Below are 14,074 nucleotides of genomic sequence, written 5' to 3' on the forward strand. Positions count from 1 at the left end.
CCCGAACCGGTACAAGATCACGTCCATTCTGTGCCCCTGCCTAGAAGAAGCCGCCCGGCAGGAAGACGCTGAGTGCCCGGGCAAAGAAATATTCCACCCCCACGGAGGCAACCAGCGCGATGATCAGGGCGGCGATCCCATTCCTGAGGGTCTTGGGTCCCACCGCAACCTGGGCAATCACGATGAACAGGAAGGTTGCCACCGTATAACCGGCCAGCCCGAAGGCAGCCACGTAGACCCCGAACAGGGCCAGCATCAGGATGACCAGCTTCCTTTCCGCGAGCGCGGTGGTCACCAGGCCCGTCATCTGGCCGTGCCGGGCGCGCACTTCCTTCACGGCGCCTGGCAGGGTCTGCCCGATCATGGCGAGGTTGAGCAGGATCAACGCACCAAGGACGAAGCGGGGAAAGGCCCAGGCCCCCAACGGCTCCCAGGCGGAATCGGGCAGGTCGCCGGCCACCACGAAAAGGAACGCGAAAATGACCAGCATGGTCAGATTCAGCAACAGGTGAAGGAGCGCCGAGTTGCTGGCGCTCCCTCCGCTGTTGTCCTGCGTTCCCGATCCCTCCTCCGTTTCCGTTTCCGAGACGGAGGAGGTCCGGTCAGACGGCGCCGTCATCACTGCTTGATGTGTTCGGCCAGGTTGGAAACGGTTTGGTCGAGATTGTCCATGTATTCGGCATAGTCATCCCGACTGCGGATAACCACTTCCGCACCGGCCGCATTCACCTGCTCGATGAACTCCTCGTCGTTCTCCAGCTTGGTCAGGCTTTCCTCGAGCACTTCGATGCGCTCCTCCGGCGTCCCCTTCGGAACGAAGAGACCGCGGTTGATGGTCAGCTCGAGATCGTGTCCAAGCTCCTGAAGCGTGGGGACATCCGGCGTTGCTTCGATGCGTTCAGTCGCCCCTGTGGCCAGGAACCGCAGATCGTCGTTCTTCACGAATTCCAGCGACGAGGCAATGTCGCCGATGGCGGCGTCGATATGCCCGCCAACCAGGGCCTGGATGCGTTCGCCGGTGCCTTCATAGCCGACATAGGAGAATTCAGCGCCGGTGGCATCCTCGATCATGGCGGCATGCAGGTGCGGCACACCGGCCATGGTCACGCCGAAGGTAACCTCACCGGGGTTCTCCTTGGCGTACTCCACGAACTCATCGAAGGTTTGCCAGGGTGTGTCCGCATTCACCACAACATACTGCGGCGAGAGGGTGAAGGAAGCCACCGGTTCGAAGTCATCCGGATGAACGTCGGTAACGCCCGTATAGTGCGAAACCAGCAGACCCTCATGGATCTGGGCCATGGTGTAGCCATCCGCATCGCGCTCGCGGGCTTCCTCCAGCCCCTGTGTACCGCTGACCCCCGGCAGGTTGATCACCGGGATGGACTCGCCCAGATATTCCTCGCCGTGGTTGGCAACAATCCGCATCAGCGTATCACTGCCACCTCCAGGCCCCCAGGGCACGATCATCTCGACGGGGCCGTCAGGGAAGTCCTGTGCCGCAGCAGCGCCGCCCAAAGCAAGGCCGGCTGCCAACGTGCAAGCGAGCGTCAGTGACGTCTTTCGTAAACTCATGATTGCCATCTCCCGATTGTGCTCCTTGTACACTGCCGTCCACTGTACCGCAGACAACAGTCTGATGGTAAGTAGGAACCAATTCTATATTGGTTCATTATTCTTCTTGCTTTTCGCCACCATGATTAGCCATCAGGGTACAGTATTTCAAGTTTTTCTCCCAATTTTCGGCTCCAGCCTTGAGAACCAATTTGTTATTGCTATCATAATTCCCGCATTCAACGCGTAGACCTTCCCGTCCCGCTCGGACGGTTGCATTCTCGGGATTCTCGCCAATGGACATCCTCAACGATCCGCTTCTCCTGATCTTCTGGGCACTTGCCATGCTCGGGGTCGGTGCCTTTGCCGGCCTGATCGCGGGCCTGCTTGGCGTCGGCGGCGGGATCGTGATCGTCCCTGCCCTCTATCACGTCCTTGCACTGATGGATGTCAGCGAAGCCATTCGCATGCATGTCGCGGTCGGCAGTTCGCTGGCCATCATCATTCCCACCAGCCTTATCTCGGCCCGGTCGCACTACCGCCGGGAAGCCGTTGACCTGCCGCTTCTGAAGCGCTGGGTCGTGCCGCTGCTGGTCGGCGTCATCGTTGGAGCCGTCGTGGCCGCCTATCTGAACGGCAATGTCCTGGCGGCCGTCTTTGCCGTCGTGGCCCTGCTGGTCTCGATCCGCATGCTGCGCGGTGAGGATACGCTGAACTTGGCGGAATCCCTGCCCGGTGAGCCCATCCGCAGCCTGCTGGCCAGCTTTATCGGCATGGTCTCGACCATGATGGGCATCGGTGGCGGCACCCTGACCGTACCGCTGCTCTCTGCCTGCAATTACCCGATTCGCCGCGCTGTGGGCACGGCGTCTGCCGTCGGTATCGTCATAGCCATTCCCGGCGCCATCGGATTCCTGGTCAGTGGCCAGGGGGTCGAGGGGCGCCCTCCCCTGACCATAGGCTATATCAACCTGGTGGCCTTCTGTCTTATTGTCCCGACCACCACGCTGCTGGCGCCCTATGGCGCGCGCCTGGCGCACACCATCAAGCCCGGCAGGCTCAAGATCGCCTTTGCACTCTTCCTGCTGGCCACGTCACTCAGACTGTTCTACGACCTTTTCACGGCCTTCCAGGCCGGCTGAGCGGCCCAGCTGACCCTTTTCCTGTTGCGACCCGGCCGACAGGGCTGCGGCGCCGACCAGGTCATGCTGCACCATGCGCAAGTGCGCCTGCATGCAGGCGGCGGCCTTCTCCGGCAAGCGCTCGGCAATCGCCCCGGCCAGGCGACGATGATCCACGGCGTAGCGCTTCCTTCGGCGGTCATCGATCACGGTCTCGCGCAAACGCCCCCAGGCTGTCTGCGCCCGCACCGCATTGAGCGTATCGAACAGCCCCAGGAACAGGCTGTTGTGTGCAGCCAGCGCAATCGCCCTGTGCAGCTTGCTGTCCCAGATTTCATAGGCCTCGATATTCGTGGAGGACTCGCTCTTCTCTGCGTAATAGCGAATCTCGTCGATCTCGCGCTGCGTGGCGCGCAATGCAGCAAAGGCGGCCAGGCGAGGTTCGACCTCCAGCCTGACCTCCATGATCTCGGAAGGATTGGTGCTTTCGGTCAGTTGCGCAATGTCGGTCACCTGGCGCTGCGGCCGCGGGCCGGCAAAGGTCCCCTGCCCCACATGGCGCCAGACACGCCCTTCGGCCTCCAGCAGGTCCAGGGCACGGCGCAGGGTACGCCGTCCCACACCCAGGATGGCGGAGAGTTCCCGCTCGGGTGGCAGCCGCTTGCCCGGAGCATAGGTGCCGTCATCCAGCGCGGCGCGCAGGCTTTTGAGTGCGTGTTCGTACTGCGACATCCCGGTCGAAGCGCTTTCCCCGTTCCCGCAATCAAGATTCTGCACCGTGATATCAGGTCCCCCGCGCACACGGAAGTCCCACCCGGGCGCGGCGCACCCCATGCTTCGGATGACCCGTGACTCCCAAGGCGTTATAGTGCCTGGAAAAATACGGGGGTTTCAAAAAATTCGGGGGAATCCATGAAGCTCAAGCGCTCGATCGGCGTCGTCGGTCTGACCTGCATCGGGGTGGGCGGTGTCGTCGGCTCCGGCTGGCTTTTCGCGCCGATCAATGCCGCACAGCACGCCGGTCCGGCGGCCATGCTGTCCTGGATCATCTGTGGCGTGGCCGTGATGCTGCTGGCCCTGACCTTTGCCGAGGTCTGCACCTGCCTGCCGGTGGCCGGCGGCCTGGGGCGCATCCCTTACTACAGCCATGGCCAGCTGGCAGCCGCCGCCATGGGCTGGACGGCCTGGTTGGGCTATGTCCTGGCCGCCCCGATCGAAGTCACGGTGATGCTGCAGTATCTCCAGGGCCCCTTGCCCTGGCTGTCCGGCAGTTCGGCCAGCCACGGACTCAGTTACCTGGGAATCGCATTCGCCATCGTCTTCCTGGCGATCATGACCGTGATCAATGCCTTCGGGGCCGCGCTCTTCGCAAAGCTCAATGCCGGCCTGACCATCTTCAAGGTCATCGTTCCCATCGTGGTTGCCATCCTGATCATCGCCGACCGCTTCCAGGGCGCAAACTTCACCACCAGCCCCTCCTTCGCGCCCATGGGTTGGGAGGGCGTACTTTCGGCGATACCCGCCGGTGGCGTGCTCTTTGCCTTCCTGGGCTTCCGGCACGCCATCGACATGGCCGGCGAGGTGCGCCGCCCCCAGGTCACCATGCCCGTGGCCCTGGGGCTTTCGGTCCTGATCTGCCTGCTGCTCTATCTCCTGCTGCAGGTCTCCTTCATCGGGGCGCTATCCGAGGACTCCCTGTCAAAGGGCTGGGCCCAGCTTGAAAGCGGCCACCGTCTGGGGCCGCTGGGCGCCCTGGCCGTTGCGCTCGGCATGGTCTGGCTGTCCAGCGTCATCCTGGCAGGCGCCGTGATCGCGCCCTTCGGCGGGGCGCTCGTGGCCACCGGTTCCAACGCGCGCATCACCCTGGCCCTGGCACGCAACGGCTTCTTCCCCCAACTGATGACCCGCCTGTCCCAGCGCCAGGTCCCGCTCAATGCCCTGTTGCTCAACCTGGCCCTCGGCATTGCCGCCTTCCTGGCTCTGCCTTTCCAGGAGCTGGTCGCCCTCAACTCTTCGGCCATCACCCTGTCGCTCACCATCGGTCCCGTCGCCCTGCTGGCCCTGCGTCACCAGATGCCCGAAGCCGAACGCGGCTTCCGGCTTCCACTCGCCTGGCCGGTTGCGGCCCTGGCCTTCATCGTGGCCACCCTGGTGATCTACTGGTCCGGCTGGGACAACACTTGGCGGCTCGTCCTGGCTCTGGCCCTGGGCGGCGTGCTCTTCACGATCGTCCAGGCGCGCAGCGGACAATGGGCCGTGGACGCCCGCAACTCCCTCTGGCTGGTGCCCTACCTGGTCGGCCTGACCCTGCTGTCCTGGCTGGGTGGCTTTGGCGGCGGACTGGATGTCATTCCCTTCGGCTGGGACATCCTGCTGGGCAGTTTGCTGGGCCTCGGCACGATCCTCTGGGCCGTGCGCCTGCGCCTGGACAGGGGAACCTTTGCCGCACGAAATCCGGATCTGGCCACCGAGCTGGAAGGGTCAAGAGCAGACAGCTGAGCTCGTACGCTCTCCACACAGAGGAGTCTGAAAAGGGAAGGGTTGCCCGATGAAGTGTCGTCATTTCCTGGCAAGAGGACTGTTCCGCCTCTTGCCCTTTTGCCTTTCCCTGCAGCCAGCTCTGGCGGCTGAAGAGGTCTGCGAACCAGCCGCGGTGCCGAAACTGGCCGAATGCTCATCCGCTGCCATGCTCGACGCCCTCAACGAGGATCTCCTCATCACAGGGCCCCGCGCACCAGAAGAGCTCTATGCCGAAGGCCGCACGCCGCCGGGCCAGGCCCGGCTCTCCCTCTCCGGTCTGGTCACGGAGACGGGTTCGGCTTGTGCCCAGCCCGTGGCGACACTCACCAGCGACGGCCTGTTGATGAGCGGCGCCCTTTCGGGAGAAGAGGCCAAGAAGAGCGTCCAGGAACGGGCCGAGACATTGAAGAAACGCGCCGAAGAGATACGCGATGCCGGCAATGCCGAGGATCAGGTCGATGCCTTGATGGATTTGATGGGCCGGGCATCCGGTGACCCGAGGTCCGGAGGTGGCAACGACTTCGACCCGCTCAATGTCCTGATCCCCCAGGACGAGCAGCAACGCGATGTGATCCTGGAGGTTTCCAGCCCCAACGCCTTCACGCTGGATAGCGGACAGCTCGGCAATCCCATCTGGATCCAGCACAGCGGCGCAACGGGCTGGAGCCCACGTGCTGCCAGTCATTTCGTCATTCAGTTGCCCGGCACCACACAGGACGACCTGCAGCCCGGCGAGAGCTATGAAGCCACGGCCCTGGCCCCCATCGACGGAACCGAGCCCGACGCCATGCCTACCATGATGGCATTCCATACCTCCTGGAACGGCCAGTTCCAGCGCTTCCAGGACCCCGAGCGCGCCAATCCCCTGGGCGCCCGGATGCTGCGCGACATCCAACGCAATTTCTCCCTGCCCTCGGGCATGAAGGGACTTGATTTGGCGCGCATGGCCCAGACGGGCGAGGGCCACGCCTTTCAGGGCGAGGTCACCCTGGTGGGCGGACGCCTGGAGGGGGAAGTTCATATCGAGGAGATCACCGAGACAGCGGTGTACGGGCGTCTGGAGCTCTCCGGACAGGCTGTCGCGGAAACCCAGGTCCATCGCTTCACCCATGACGACAACGGGGGCCTGGATGGCTCCGAACGCGTCGAGACACGCAAGGACTCCGGCTCGCTGGAACTGACTGGCCGCTTCGAGGCCCCGAATCGCGGCTCCATGATCCGCATGGGCTATGCCGCCGTCACGGTCGAGGCCCGTGGCGGCAAGCGCCAATCCGAGCTTGCCGTGACCAGCCACTTCCCGCCAGCGCGCGCGCGCAATGTCGACCGCGAGGCGCCGAATATCGAGATTGTCTTTGACCGGCGGCTGGAGCCGGGCAGCCTCTCCCCGGACAGCGCCTATATCGAATACCCCGATTCCTTTGGCGACATGGTTCGCATCCCGGCCGACGTGCAGATCCGAGGGGACAGCCTGCTCATTGAGCCGAAGGACCATCTGAGACCGGCCGCCTGGCATCGTGTCGTGATCGAAGCCGGCGCCGCCGGACCACGCGGTCAAAACGGCGCCCAACTGCCGGCAGCCTACGGCTTCACCTTCGCCACCCTGCCGGAAGAATTCGAGATCGAACCGCATGTCTTCCAGGTTTCGAAAGATGCGCCGCTCGTGGCCGGCAAGCAGACCCTGACCCGCCTCGATGTGGACTGGGAACGCCCGGAGCACACTGTTGATGAAGCATGGCATGTCCGGACGATACCGGCCGATGCCTGGGTCACCGACGAACGCGAGGGCCTGCTTTACGAAAAGAAGCAGAAAACGGAAGTCCCCATCGAGGAATTGACCGGCAAGGCCGAAAAACGGCGCGCAACCAACACCGTCAACTTCTTCGGATGGCAGCCCCGACTGCGCGAAACGCAACAGGTTCGCGGTTTCATCCAGCCCATCGACCCCTGTGACCGACACCTGGAGGAGGAAGAGGGAGAACGGACGGTTTCCTGGACCGACCTGCAGAAGGACCTGACTTTCGACTATTACATGATGAAGGTCGGCAGTTGGGCCGATGGAGTTCCACCGGCTGCCCGCGATGTCGCGCGCCGGATCGCCGCGAAGGCGGAGGAATTCACCGAGCAGACATTCCCGGTCACGGGCGTTACGGGTCGAGCCGCCGGCGATTACGTACCGAGCGAGGACTGGCGGAACGACCTCGCGTCCAAGCTCGAGAAGTATGACAAAGCCTGGGCGAATCCTCTGCTCGACCACGACGGGCGGGACATCTTCCATCACTACAAGGCCCGTTTCCTGCTGGTTAAGGAACTTCACGACCGACTCTGGGAACAGGGGAATGTCCCCGATCTGGTCGTCGCCCTCTTTCCGACGGACGTCATGGGCGGCGGCTCCTCGTTCGGCACCGACAAGCAGGCACCTGGCGCACAAGAAGAGGTCTGGCCGCCACCCATCCATTTCCTGATGCCCTTCAGCCTGATGGAAACCTCGCGCCGGGCAGCCGAGGTCCCTGCCGTCGCGCATGAGTTCGGCCATGGATTCGGCCTTCCGCATGTACCTGACGTGAAGGGGCGAACGGAACGCGCCGTCGAATGCAAATCCGGTCGCAGCGATATGGCAGGGATCGAAGGTTTCCGCCTGTCGCTGGATGGGGACAGCGGTTTCAACAAGTCCTTCGAGGAGGGCAATGGGGAAAGTCCGCATACCCTCCTGCCGCTCATGTATCCCTGCGCTCAGGAGACGGCCAAGCACTTCATCCTGCGCGATCACTATCAGAGCCTGCTCGGCCGGCTGAAAAGCATCTACATGTCTCCCAGCCTGCCCCCACCCGGCAGCAGAACAGAGGCGCCGAATACCCTACCTCATCAGGGAACAAGCGCGTTTACCCGCCTGTTGCGACCGGTAAGCGTCGCCTCCGCATCTCAGGGCAGCACTCAGGAACAGGTCTACGTGGTTTCCGGCTGGCTGGATGAAAGCGGACAGCAGTCCAAGATCAATCACGTCTCTCCCGTACAGGGGATCACCCGGAAGCATGGCCCCGAGGGCGCCTTCACGCTGCTGCTCCGCGATGCCGAAGGCGAAGTGCTGGCCCACCGGTCGGTCGGCCCCGCCCTGCGTGACAGCCAGACCGGGCCCTTTCTCGCCCTCGTAAGCAGTCCCGCGCCGCCACACAGCGTGGAACTGCATCTGGAGGACAAGCTGTTGGCAAAGCGCCAACGCAGTTCCACTCCACCTGAGATCACAGCCTTCGACATTCGCGAGGTCGACGAAGACGAGGTTGTCGCGGACTGGCTGCTGTCCGATGCCGACGGAGACCCGCTAACCAGTTCCCTGCTCTTCCGCGCGGCGGATGAGGAGGCCTGGCGTGTCGTGGTTCCCCGAACTCAGGAGAGCCGGGTGACGATCCCCCGGGTGGCCTTGCCGGATGGCGCCAGCCCCCAGTTCCGCCTGGTGGTCAGTGACGGCATGAACCGGACGGAGCGTCTGCTGAAAGCCACATCAGCCACCCGCACGCCCCCGGTTCGCGAAGTACCCGTTGACGAGCAGGAAACCCTCCCTCCCGAGCCCGAACCGGACCGGGGACCGGCCCCGCTGGCCGGCGAGCCTGTCGAAAGCCAATGGGAAGACTCCTCCGAAGAGGTGCCCGATGACTCCTCGCAAGCCGTAACGGAGGCCCTTCAGTCCGAGCCCGAAGGCAAGCTTGTGCTGGAGGGCCAAACCCATGCACTGCAGATCGCGCGCTGCGAACGCAAGAGCTTCGGGCCGGAAGCTTCGGTCATTGAACTGAGCGCAACCTCGGGGTCGGTCGAAAGCGAACACCTGTCCGTGAAGGCCAGCATTGCCGAACTGCCCCAAGGCGCCCATCAGCTCGTGGAAGCCCGCCGCGTCGATGCGGATGGACAGGAGGGCGCGGTCTTCATGGCCATGCACAGCGCAGAGGGAGACAAGTGGAAGGACCCCTTCGGCGCGCCGGTGGACAGCCCGCTTCTGCGCCTGGAAGGAACCACTCTTACCGGCAGCGGCGAGTTCTTCGACCGCACGCGTGAGGTGATCTCCCTCGGACAGGGACGCTTCCAGGCTCCCTGTCCCGGTCTGGGCGACGAATAGCTCCTCGGCGGCCGACATCACAAGCGAACGGCAACACCTCCCAGAACCCAGAACAGCAGGAAGCCGCCAGTCGCCGCCAGGCCAAGAGGAAGGGTTACACGCCAGGCCAGGGCCATACCTCCAATGCCGGCCGCCAGGGCACCCTTGGCCAGGCTGTTCACGGCGCTGGCCAGGAGGATGCCCAGAGCAGCCAACTCCAGCGCCGTGCCTTCTTGACTCATTCTGGCGAGCGCCAGGGTAATGGCGTCCACGTCGGTCACCCCGGAGATCGCGGCGACGGCGAGCAACCCGCTGTCTCCCAGTGCTTGCTCAAGCGCCGTTGCCACCAGCAGGATCAGCGCCAGCAGCGCACCGAACACCAGGGCCGAGCCCAGTTCCAGGGGATTCTTCAGCTGCGCCGGCGCCTCGTCCTGCGCGGCATGTTTTCCCTTCCACCACAGCAGCAGGACCGCGGCATAGGTCAAACCAGCCATGAACAGGGCCGGAAGCAGCAAGGGAGGAAGTAGCGTGGGGTGGATAATGGCAACCACCACAAGCATCCTTGGAAACATGGTGCCGCAGGCCACGAGAATCCCGGCTGAGAGAAGGGACTGGCTGGCGGTTCCAGAGCTGCCTCGATGGCGACGCGCCAGACGGGAGAAGTGCAGCGTGAGAGCCGTCGAGGACGCCAGGCCGGCGAACAGGCCGGTCAGCAGCGCCCCTTTTTCCGGCCCGACAATCCGCATGGCGAAGTAGCCGATGAAGGAAATCCCGGCGATCAGCACCACCATCCACCAGATTTCGAAGGGGTTGAGGACCTGCCAGGGTCCATAGCCCCGATCGGGCAGCAACGGCAGCACGATGACCGAGATGGCCAGCAGCTTCAGGGTGGCCCGCAGCTCCACGGGCTCCAACGCACCGACCCAGCGATGCAGCAGGGACTTGTAGCCGAGCAACAGGGCCGTGGCGACTGCGGCCATGGCCGCTTCCAGCATGTACCCCTGGCTGGCCGCCGCTCCGAAAGCAAAGGTCAGCAAGGCGGCAATCAGGCTGGTGACACCGAAGTCGCCGCGTTGGTGCCCGCGCACGGCATAGCCCGTCACCAGGACGGCCGCCACGGCAAGAAAGCCATAGCCGATCACGGCCAATTCGCTGGCCGTGGCCAGCAGGCCGACAAAGCCGCCAAGCAGACCCAACAGGGCAAAGGTCCGCACGCCGGCAACGCGACTGCCTTCCGTCGCCTCGCGCGCGTTCCATCCACGCTCGAGCCCGATCAGCAGGCCAGCCGCCAGGGCGACGCTCAGCGGAATGATGGCATCACCGGGCTCCACGCCGTTATCCCTTGGGCCGCCTCTACTGCGCCGTGTAGCCGCCGTCCACCAGGTGGTAGCTTCCCGTGATGAAGCTCGCCCGCTCCGACAACAGGAAACAGGTCAGGGCGGAAACCTCCTCCGCCGTCCCCAGGCGCTGGACGGGATGCAAGCCGGCCAATTGGCCCAAGGTTTCCTCATCCAGGTTTTTCGAGAGCAGCGGCGTGTCGATGAAGGCCGGCCCCACGGCGTTGATACGAACCCCTTCGGTCGCGTATTCCATGCCCGCGGTCTTGGTCAGGCCGACCAGGGCATGCTTGGCCGCCACATAGGCGGAAGCCTTGGCAAACCCGACGGACCCCAGGATGGAGGCCATGTTGACGATGGCCCCACCGCCGCTCTGCAGCATCGCGGGAATCTGATAGCGCAGGCCGTAGAAGACGCCATTCAAATTGATGTCGATGACCTGGCGCCAGCCGTCCAGGGGATAGTCGCCGGTCTTCTCGCTGGGCCCGCCGATACCCGCGTTGTTCACGGCCAGGTGCAGGCCACCGCATTCCCGCACTGCGAAGTCCACCAGGGCTTCCACGGCCTTCGCATCGGCCACATCCGCGGTGCAGACCTGCGCTTTGCCACCGGCCTTGCGGATTTCTTCCGCCACCGCCTCGGAGGACTTGGCCTCGACGTCACTCACGACCACTTCCGCGCCTTCGCGGCCCAGCTCGCGGGCAATGGCCGCTCCGATACCGGAACCGGCACCCGTCACGATGGCCACCTTGTCTGTAAAGATACGCTCTGTCATCGCTGCCTCTCCTTCGTCAATGGCATGCCGGATTGTTCAATGGTACAGCGCCAATCTAACGCAGGACCGTCCGCAGGGGCAGTGCGATAGCGTGAGCTATAACGGCGCAGGTCTGCATTGAAGCGCCGACCACCCTCCCCAATCTCATTAGAGGCTGCCTGTTACATGCCCGGTTTGCAATCATGCCACTGACCAGACACCACAAACTGAAGAACCTGCTTCATTCCGCGCTTCTCATTATTGGTATGGCCGGCATTGCGGCGGCCTGCGCCTGGACTCTCTGGGGTCTGCAGGGCGTCGTCTGGGGCTTCATCGGCGTGGCCCTGGGCCTGATGGCGACTCCCTCCCTCTCGCCCGAGATTATCCTGGGGCTCTATCGGGGGCGCCCCCTGCCATACCGGATGATTCCCGAACTCCACGCGGCGCTGGAAGAACTGTCACGGCGTGCCGGTCTTCCCGCCAAGCCCGCGCTCTATTACGTGCCGAGCGAAATCAGCAATGCCTTTGCCGTGGGACGACCCGAACAGGCGGCAATCGCGCTGACGGACGGCATGCTGCGCACACTGAGCCCGCGCGAGATCGTGGCCGTGATGGCCCACGAGATCAGCCATCTGGCCAACAACGACCTCTGGATCATGAACCTGGCTGACAGTCTCAGTCGACTGACCACGCTTCTCTCCTATCTGGGAATCTTCCTGCTGGCGCTGAACCTGCCGTTGTTGCTGACGAACAGCCTGGCCATCCCCTGGCTGCTGATTGCGCTTCTGATTCTGGCACCCAGCCTGCTCACCCTGCTGCAATTGGCACTTTCCCGCGCCCGGGAATACGATGCCGACCTGGACGCCGTACAGCTCTGTGGAGATCCTGAGGCTCTGGCCACTGCACTGGAGAAGCTGGAACGCAGTCAGGGCGGGCTTTGGGAAAATCTGCTGCGGCCCAATCAAGGCTTTCCCCAGCTTGCCCTCCTGCGCAGCCACCCTCCGACGCCGGAGCGGGTGCGCCGGCTGATGGAGCTGAAGGCTGAGCAGGTCACGACCGCGGCCGGACATCACGCTCACCCCAGGTTACCGCTGTCGGGGCACTGGCCCTGGGTCACCTTCCCTTTCCGCCGTTGGCCGGGTTTGAGACGCTGAAAGGGCCTTCACCCGCTATGGGGAAGGCCCTTTCATCATTCTCTGACTTTGCAAAAGTGGATTCAGGCGGCATTGTCCCAGGCTGGCGCCAGGTGTGCCGGATTGATGATGCGTCCGTCCGAACGCGCCAGGCCCGAGATCTCCGACATTTCGGCCTCGCTCAGCTCGAAATCGAAGATGTCCAGGTTGCTGCGCACTCGCTCGGCCTTCGATGTGCGCGGGATGGCGATCACGTCCGGCTGCTGGTAGTGCCAGCGCAGAACCACCTGTCCTGGCTCCTTGCCGTGCACCTGGGCAATGCGCTGGATCACCGATTCCTCCAGCAGCTTGCCCTGCCCCAGCGGACAATAGGCCGTCAGCGCCATGCCGTGCCGGGCCAGCTCCTGGCGAACGAGGTCCTGGGACAACCAGGGATGATACTCGACCTGGTTGGTTACCAGCGGCGCCTCGGAAGCGGCCACAGCCTCGCGGATCAGGGCGACGTTGAAGTTGCTGATGCCGATGTGCTTGGCCAGCCCGCGCTTGCGGACATCATTCAAGGCTCCGATGGTTTCCGACAGGGAAATCTCCGGATTGGGCCAGTGCAGCAGCAGCAGGTCCACGTAATCCAGCTTCAGGCGCTCCAGGCTTTCGTCCACTGAACGCTGCAAGTCTCCGTCTGCAAAACGGTCCGGCCAGACCTTGGTGGTCAGGAAGATTTCATTACGCGCCAAGCCGCTGTCCCGCAGGCCGGCGCCAACAGCTTCCTCGTTCTTGTACATCTGCGCCGTATCGATATGGCGATAGCCCGCTTCAAGCGCTTCACGCACCCGTGCACGCGCCACATCCACATCCAACTGGAAGGTCCCGAAACCGATCTTGGGAATGCGGGCGCCGTTTGTTTCAACTCTGTCCATAAAACCACCCCGAATTGTTGGTCATGCTGTAAAATGTTCCGTCAGCTGAGACAGCACAAAAAAATCAAGCTGCCCATTTGTGAAATAGGTGGCTATCCGTGGAATGTCCACAGCCGTGCAAATGGTCTTTGTTCAATTTTCCCCAAAAATATGGGGCCTTCCGCGGAAGGCCCCATATCCCATCTGTAGCAAGTTGCGGAAAGACTGCCGTCAATTGGCATCGCCTCCAGTACCGTTACCGTTACCGTCACCTTCTCCATTGTTCCCGCCGGAACCGCCAGGGGCACCATTTCCGCCTTTGCCGTTTCCACCACCCTTGCCTTCAGGTTGGTGCTCGCGATCACGTTTTCGCTCGCGATCCTGATCTTCTTCCTGATCTCTGTCTCTATCCTGGTCTCTGTCTCTATCCTGGTCTCTGTCTCTATCCTGGTCTCTGTCTCTATCCTGGTCTCTGTCTCTATCCTGATCTCTGTCTCTATCCTGATCCTGGTCTTGAGCAGCAGCAATCTGCGGCAATAGCCGCAGACCATCATTGCTCTCGAGTTTCAGAGGCATGAGCAGCACAGCCATAGATGCCAGCATCGCGACACCCGTCAGCAAGCCCCACCGGGGAAAGCCGGAAGAAGCAGAATTGCTCATTGCAGGTGCTTTACG

General features: G+C 63.2%; 11 protein-coding genes. 4 read left to right on the forward strand and 7 right to left on the reverse strand.

The features are described 5' to 3' along the window. Positions 1-40: 40 nt before the first annotated feature. Both BP38_RS0114590 and BP38_RS0114595 read right to left on the reverse strand, forming a co-directional pair. Positions 41-619, reverse strand: a complete 579-nt coding sequence (locus BP38_RS0114590) for a tripartite tricarboxylate transporter TctB family protein (protein WP_026988346.1) — start codon at positions 617-619, stop codon at positions 41-43. Then, a complete protein-coding gene (locus BP38_RS0114595) occupies positions 619-1,575 on the reverse strand; it encodes a tripartite tricarboxylate transporter substrate binding protein (RefSeq protein ID WP_155992454.1) in 957 nt (318 codons plus the stop codon). The genes BP38_RS0114590 and BP38_RS0114595 overlap by 1 nt, the downstream gene beginning before the upstream one ends. A gap of 275 nt (positions 1,576-1,850) precedes the next feature. On the opposite strand from BP38_RS0114595, the gene BP38_RS0114605 reads away from it, so the two are divergent. Further along, positions 1,851-2,696: a sulfite exporter TauE/SafE family protein gene (locus tag BP38_RS0114605; protein WP_026988349.1), complete on the forward strand. Its 846-nt coding sequence runs from the start codon at positions 1,851-1,853 to the stop codon at positions 2,694-2,696. Here the strand turns inward: BP38_RS0114605 and BP38_RS20850 are convergent. Beyond that, positions 2,649-3,407: a FadR/GntR family transcriptional regulator gene (locus BP38_RS20850; protein ID WP_051609400.1), complete on the reverse strand. Its 759-nt coding sequence runs from the start codon at positions 3,405-3,407 to the stop codon at positions 2,649-2,651. The genes BP38_RS0114605 and BP38_RS20850 overlap by 48 nt on opposite strands. A 180-nt stretch (positions 3,408-3,587) precedes the next feature. Here BP38_RS20850 and BP38_RS20855 point away from each other — a divergent pair, with 180 nt between their 5' ends. Further along, entirely contained in the window at positions 3,588-5,174 is a 1,587-nt protein-coding gene (locus BP38_RS20855; protein WP_035725414.1) for an APC family permease, read from the forward strand. A gap of 49 nt (positions 5,175-5,223) precedes the next feature. After that, entirely contained in the window at positions 5,224-9,300 is a 4,077-nt protein-coding gene (locus tag BP38_RS0114620) for an Ig-like domain-containing domain (RefSeq protein ID WP_026988350.1), read from the forward strand. A 17-nt stretch (positions 9,301-9,317) separates the two neighbouring features. Here the strand turns inward: BP38_RS0114620 and BP38_RS0114625 are convergent, their stop codons facing one another. Both BP38_RS0114625 and BP38_RS0114630 read right to left on the reverse strand, forming a co-directional pair. Then, positions 9,318-10,610: an MgtC/SapB family protein gene (locus BP38_RS0114625; RefSeq protein ID WP_026988351.1), complete on the reverse strand. Its 1,293-nt coding sequence runs from the start codon at positions 10,608-10,610 to the stop codon at positions 9,318-9,320. Between the two features lie 22 nt (positions 10,611-10,632). After that, positions 10,633-11,391 carry an SDR family NAD(P)-dependent oxidoreductase gene (locus tag BP38_RS0114630; protein WP_026988352.1) on the reverse strand — a complete coding sequence of 253 codons (759 nt, stop codon included), beginning with the start codon at positions 11,389-11,391 and terminating at the stop codon, positions 10,633-10,635. Between the two features lie 182 nt (positions 11,392-11,573). Here BP38_RS0114630 and BP38_RS0114635 point away from each other — a divergent pair, with 182 nt between their 5' ends. Then, the gene (locus BP38_RS0114635) at positions 11,574-12,524 is read left to right on the forward strand and encodes a zinc metalloprotease HtpX (RefSeq protein ID WP_026988353.1); all 951 of its coding nucleotides are present in this window, start codon (positions 11,574-11,576) and stop codon (positions 12,522-12,524) included. A gap of 62 nt (positions 12,525-12,586) precedes the next feature. Here the strand turns inward: BP38_RS0114635 and BP38_RS0114640 are convergent, their stop codons facing one another. Beyond that, positions 12,587-13,420 (reverse strand): aldo/keto reductase, encoded by an 834-nt coding sequence (locus BP38_RS0114640; RefSeq protein ID WP_026988354.1) that lies wholly within the window; start codon positions 13,418-13,420, stop codon positions 12,587-12,589. 92 nt (positions 13,421-13,512) lie between these two features. Continuing rightward, the gene (locus tag BP38_RS0114645; RefSeq protein ID WP_155992455.1) at positions 13,513-13,926 is read right to left on the reverse strand and encodes a hypothetical protein; all 414 of its coding nucleotides are present in this window, start codon (positions 13,924-13,926) and stop codon (positions 13,513-13,515) included. Between the last annotated feature and the right edge of the window lie 148 nt (positions 13,927-14,074).

Origin of the sequence: Fodinicurvata fenggangensis DSM 21160 (assembly GCF_000686045.1) — a bacterium.
Classification (GTDB): domain Bacteria; phylum Pseudomonadota; class Alphaproteobacteria; order Kiloniellales; family DSM-21159; genus Fodinicurvata; species Fodinicurvata fenggangensis.

Bases quoted from the DNA above. Each gene is read 5' to 3' on its own strand.
- BP38_RS0114590 (WP_026988346.1), bottom strand. From the start codon at position 619: ATGACGGCGCCGTCTGACCGGACCTCCTCCGTCTCGGAAACGGAAACG.
- BP38_RS0114595 (WP_155992454.1), bottom strand. From the start codon at position 1,575: ATGAGTTTACGAAAGACGTCACTGACGCTCGCTTGCACGTTGGCAGCC.
- BP38_RS0114605 (WP_026988349.1), top strand. From the start codon at position 1,851: ATGGACATCCTCAACGATCCGCTTCTCCTGATCTTCTGGGCACTTGCC.
- BP38_RS20850 (WP_051609400.1), bottom strand. From the start codon at position 3,407: ATGTCGCAGTACGAACACGCACTCAAAAGCCTGCGCGCCGCGCTGGAT.
- BP38_RS20855 (WP_035725414.1), top strand. From the start codon at position 3,588: ATGAAGCTCAAGCGCTCGATCGGCGTCGTCGGTCTGACCTGCATCGGG.
- BP38_RS0114620 (WP_026988350.1), top strand. From the start codon at position 5,224: ATGAAGTGTCGTCATTTCCTGGCAAGAGGACTGTTCCGCCTCTTGCCC.
- BP38_RS0114630 (WP_026988352.1), bottom strand. From the start codon at position 11,391: ATGACAGAGCGTATCTTTACAGACAAGGTGGCCATCGTGACGGGTGCC.
- BP38_RS0114635 (WP_026988353.1), top strand. From the start codon at position 11,574: ATGCCACTGACCAGACACCACAAACTGAAGAACCTGCTTCATTCCGCG.
- BP38_RS0114640 (WP_026988354.1), bottom strand. From the start codon at position 13,420: ATGGACAGAGTTGAAACAAACGGCGCCCGCATTCCCAAGATCGGTTTC.